This is a genomic window from Streptomyces sp. NPDC048411 (genome assembly GCF_040704695.1).
Lineage (GTDB): Bacteria > Actinomycetota > Actinomycetes > Streptomycetales > Streptomycetaceae > Streptomyces.
This window is the reverse complement of the sequence record NZ_JBEZKL010000252.1, coordinates 1-4,814: the sequence shown is the minus strand read 5'-3', so window position 1 is coordinate 4,814 and position 4,814 is coordinate 1. Positions and strand designations below refer to the sequence as shown.

The 4,814-nt window shown below is 72.4% G+C and carries 3 protein-coding genes; all 3 read right to left on the bottom strand.

What is annotated here, in order from left to right; genetic code table 11:
* Positions 1 to 110: 110 nt before the first annotated feature.
* Positions 111 to 1,739 carry a DoxX family membrane protein gene (locus tag AB0915_RS38295; protein ID WP_366695904.1) on the bottom strand — a complete coding sequence of 543 codons (1,629 nt, stop codon included), beginning with the start codon at positions 1,737 to 1,739 and terminating at the stop codon, positions 111 to 113.
* A 203-nt stretch (positions 1,740 to 1,942) separates the two neighbouring features.
* Positions 1,943 to 2,899, bottom strand: a complete 957-nt coding sequence (rlmB, locus tag AB0915_RS38290) for a 23S rRNA (guanosine(2251)-2'-O)-methyltransferase RlmB (protein WP_366695902.1) — start codon at positions 2,897 to 2,899, stop codon at positions 1,943 to 1,945.
* An 80-nt stretch (positions 2,900 to 2,979) separates the two neighbouring features.
* On the bottom strand, positions 2,980 to 4,383 hold the full coding sequence (cysS, locus tag AB0915_RS38285) for a cysteine--tRNA ligase (protein WP_366135116.1): 1,404 nt from the start codon (positions 4,381 to 4,383) through the stop codon (positions 2,980 to 2,982).
* Positions 4,384 to 4,814: the final 431 nt, after the last annotated feature.

Below are 4,814 nucleotides of genomic sequence, written 5' to 3'. Positions count from 1 at the left end.
GGAGCCGGGAGGCAGACCGTCGGCGCCGGAGAAGGACCGCAGCCGGTCGGCCAGGGACTTCACCCCGTCCTCCCGAAGCCTGGTCACGCCCCTCCCGCGTGGTGTGCGGCTCAGCCGAACAGGCCGCCGATCGGGTTGCGGCCGCCGCCCGACGTGCCGCCGGACGTCGAGCCCGTGGAGCTGCCGCCGGTCGAACCACCGCTGGTGGAGCCGCCGCCCGTGCCGGTGGAGCCGGAGGAGCTCGGTCCGGCGCTGGTCGTCGGGGGCTGCTGCTGCGGGGTCGTCTGCTGCGGGGGCTGCTGCCCGGCGCCCTGTGTCTGGCTGGGCTGTCCGGCGCCCATGCCGCCGGCCCGGCCGGACTCGCGGACGCTGTCCGTGCCGGGCGTGGACGCCTGTGCGGAGGGCGTGGCAGCGGCGCTGGAGCGCGCCGGGGAGGGCTTCTGCCCGGCGGGGCTGTGCGAGGTCCTGCCCTTGCCCGACTCCTGCGGGAGCGGGGAGCCGGGGAGCTGGTTGGTCGGGTTGTCGTTCGGTCCGGGCACGGTGACGACCTCGGAGGAGCGGACGGCGCCGCCGAGCATCGAACCGATGAGCAGGGTGAGCCCGACGACGACGGTGGCGACGACGGCGCCGCGGCGCAGCACCCGGCGGCGCAGGTCCCAGATCGCGGAGCGCGGGCCGAGCCTGCGCCACGCCTCACCGGCCAGGCGCCCGTCGACGGAGTAGACGGGGGCGCCCGCGATGAGGAGCGGGCTCCACGCGGCGAGGTAGATGATGTCCGGCGCGTCGTAGACGGCGACGGTCCGCCAGCTGACGGTGACGAGCAGCGCGGCGGAGAGCAGGGCGCCGACCGAGGCGGCGACCCGCTGCCAGAGGCCGAGGACGGTGAGGACGCCGACGACGACCTGGAGGAAGGCGACGGTGAGTCCGGCCCCGACCGGGTGCGAGAGTGCGAAGTCCCGCAGCGGTTCGGCGAGTCCCCAAGGGTGCAGCGAGGTCAGCCACTTGACCATGGAGCCGTGCTCGCCGCCGTCGAAGTAGACGGGGTCGCAGAGCTTGCCCATGCCCGCGCAGATGGAGATGAAGCCGAGGAACACCCGCATCGGCAGGAGTACGACCCCGAGGTTCATCCGGCGGCCGGGGTAGTACGCGTGCCGGACGGTGTCGGCGCTGTGCCGTTGCGACCTGCTCCCGACGGTCTCGTCGAACTCGTCGTCCTCGTAAGGCTCATGGTCGTACCGGCCGGTGTCGACGGCGTCGTAGGCGCCGACCGCCTGTCGCATCGGGGGCAGCAGCGGGCCTTTGACGTGGCGGCCGCCGGACCGTTGGGGGGCGGGGATGATGGGAGTGGGCTGGGTTTCGTCCAGGCGCGGGATGACCTGGGTGGCCCCCGAGCCGCCGCCGAACTCGTCGCCGTACGGGCCGTACCCGCCGTCGAGGCCGGCCGCGGTGGAGTTCCGTACGGCCTGGAGGAGTCCGGTGGCGCCGGGGTCGCCGGGGGCGGACTTGCCGCTCCACACGACGGGCGAGCGCCTGCCGCGTCCCGCCCCGCTGCCGCTCATGGCGGGGATCCTGGCGGACCCCGCGGGAGCGGCACCGCGCACCCGTGCGCGCTGGCCGGGGGCGAGCTGCACCCGGAAGCTGGCGTGGTTGACGATGACCTGCGCTGGGTCGCAGTCCACCTTGGCCATGCTCAGGGCGGGTAGTTCGTCGAACCGAGGCGTTCTGGTGTCCACACTCATCTAACCGAGTGATGTGTGATTAGGACACTGCCTTGACGGCCCCGATGTGTCCGAGACCCGTCAACAGGCCCGGGCGGTGCGGTGGCCGGGTTGCGCACGGCGGTCGGTGCCGCCGCGTCTGCCGAGGTCGGAGCCCTGCGCCGCCGTCCGGCGGTGCGGGCTCCCGGACGGCCTCTCTCGGGCCCGTCCGGGAGCCGCCCCGGTCAGACGCGGCGCCGGGCCGCCTCGTACAGCACGATGCCCGCGGCGACGCCGGCGTTCAGCGACTCCGCGCCGCCCGGCATCGGGATCCGGACGAGGTAGTCGCAGGTCTCGCCGACCAGGCGGCCCAGGCCCTTGCCCTCGCTGCCGATGACGATGACGACGGGGCCGCTGAGCGCCTCCAGGTCCTGGACGGTGTGCTCGCCGTCCGCGGCGAGGCCGACGACCGTGATGCCGGCCTTCTGGTAGCCCTCCAGGGCGCGGGTCAGGTTCGTCACCCGGGAGACCGGCGTACGGGCTGCCGTGCCCGCCGAGGACTTCCAGGCGCCCGCCGTCATCCCGGCCGCACGGCGCTCCGGCACGACGACGCCGTGGCCGCCGAACGCGGAGACGGAGCGGACGACCGCACCGAGGTTGCGCGGGTCGGTGACGCCGTCGAGGGCGACGATCAGCGGGTCCTCGCCGTTGTCGTACGCGGCAGCGGTGAGGTCCTCCGGGTGCGCGTACTCGTACGGCGGGACCTGCAGGACGAGGCCCTGGTGGTTCAGGCCGTTCGTCATCCGGTCGAGCTCGGGGCGCGGCGCCTCCATCAGGTTGATGTTGCCGCGCTGGCTGGCGAGCTGGAGCGCGTCGCGCACCCGCTCGTCGTTGTCGATGTACTGCTGGACGTACAGAGTGGTCGCCGGGACGCCGTCGCGCAGCGCCTCGTAGACCGGGTTGCGGCCCACGACCATCTCGGACGTGCCCTTGGCGCCACCGCGCCGCGGGGCGGGTCGGCGGGCAGCGGCCTGTCGGGCCTGGGCGTTCGCCACCCGGTTCTTCTTGTGTCCCTTACGGGCGGAGGCGGGCGGCGTCGGTCCCTTGCCTTCCAGGCCACGGCGACGCTGCCCACCGCTGCCAACCTGCATGCCCTTCTTGTTGGACGTGCGGCGGTTCCTGCGCTGGCTGTTCCCGGCCATGACCTACCTGTTTCGTTGCTTCAGACGTGCGTACGTAATGAAAGTGTGCCGCCCGGAACGCCGGGCGGCACACGGACGGCCTACTGGCGCGGGCCGAGCGTCCACCGTGGGCCCGTCGGACTGTCCTCGATGACGAGGCCCGACTGGTTGAGCTGGTCGCGGATGGCGTCGGCGGCGGGCCAGTCCTTGCGGTCGCGGGCCGACTGGCGCTGGTCCAGGACGAGGCGTACGAGCGAGTCGACGACCCCGTGCAGATCCTCGCCGCGGTCGCTCTCGCCCGCCCAGTGTTCGTCGAGCGGGTCGAGGCCGAGGACGCCGAGCATCGCGCGGACCTCCGCGAGCCTGGCGACCGCCGCTTCCTTGTCGTCGGCGGCGAGCGCGGAGTTGCCCTGCCGGACGGTGGTGTGGACGATCGCGAGCGCCTGCGGGACGCCCAGGTCGTCGTCCATCGCCTCGGCGAACGCGGGCGGCACCTCGGAGGCGGCCACGACCTCGCCGCCGGCCTTCTCGATGACCCGCTGGATGAAGCCCTCGATCCGCGCGAACGCGGACTCCGCCTCGCGCAGCGCCTCCTCGCTGTACTCGATCATCGACCGGTAGTGCGGGGTGCCGAGGTAGTAGCGCAGCACGATGGGGCGCCACGCCTTGACCATCTCGCTGACGAGCACCGAGTTGCCGAGAGACTTCGACATCTTCTCGCCGGACATGGTGACCCAGCCGTTGTGCACCCAGTACTTCGCGAACTCGTCGCCGTAGGCCTTCGCCTGGGCGATCTCGTTCTCGTGGTGCGGGAAGATCAGGTCGATGCCGCCGCCATGGATGTCGAAGGCGGTGCCGAGGTACTTGTGCGCCATGGCGGAGCACTCCAGGTGCCAGCCGGGGCGGCCGCGGCCCCACGGGGTCTCCCAGCTGGGCTCGCCCGGCTTGGTCGCCTTCCACATCGCGAAGTCGCGCTGGTCGCGCTTGCCGGTCTCGCCTTCGCCGGACGGCTGGCGCAGGTCGTCCAGGTCCTGGTTGGAGAGCTCCAGATAGCCGGGGAACGACCGCACGTCGAAGTAGACGTTGCCGTCGGCCTCGTAGGCGTGACCGCGCTCGATCAGGCCGCGCATCATCTCGACCATCTCGGTGATGTGGCCGGTGGCGCGCGGTTCGTAGGTGGGCGGGAGGCAGCCGAGCGCGTCGTAGCCGTCGTTGAACGCGCGCTCGTTCTCGTACCCGATCGACCACCAGGGGCGGCCCTGCTCGGACGACTTCCCGATGATCTTGTCGTCGATGTCGGTGACGTTCCGGATGAACGTGACGTCGTAGCCGCGGTAGGCGAACCAGCGGCGCATGATGTCGAAGTTCAGCCCGGACCGGATGTGCCCGATGTGCGGGGCGGCCTGGACGGTCGCGCCACAGAGGTAGATCGAGACACAGCCCGCTGTGAGCGGGACGAAGTCACGGATCTGCCGGGCGCTGGTGTCGTACAGGCGAATAGTCACCCCTCAAGGGTAGTGGGCCCGCACCTGTGCGCAGTGCCCCCTTGGGGGCTGCGAAACAACTTCGTATTGCCGACGCCCGAAAGTGGCCGCCGTCTTTGCCCTCAATCGCCGGACGGGCTCCATTGGCGCCCCGGTCCGGGGCGGGGGTTTTGTCCTCAAGCGCCGGGCGGGCTTGGGGTGTGCGTCTGGCCCCTGGTGGCGCCGTCGCCTGCCCGGTGGGTGGTGGTCCGGGGCGCCTGGGCGGGCGGTGCGGTTCTCGTGCCCGGGTCCGGGGCGCGGGGTTCCGTCCTCAAGCGCCGGACGGGCTTGATGTGTGCGTCTGGCCCCTGGTGGCCCCGTCGCCTTGTCGGGTGGGTGGTGGTCCGGGGCCCCTCCGGGGTGTCTCCTCGGGCGACGAACGTTCGGCGGGTACGCGAGGGGAGCCCGGGTCT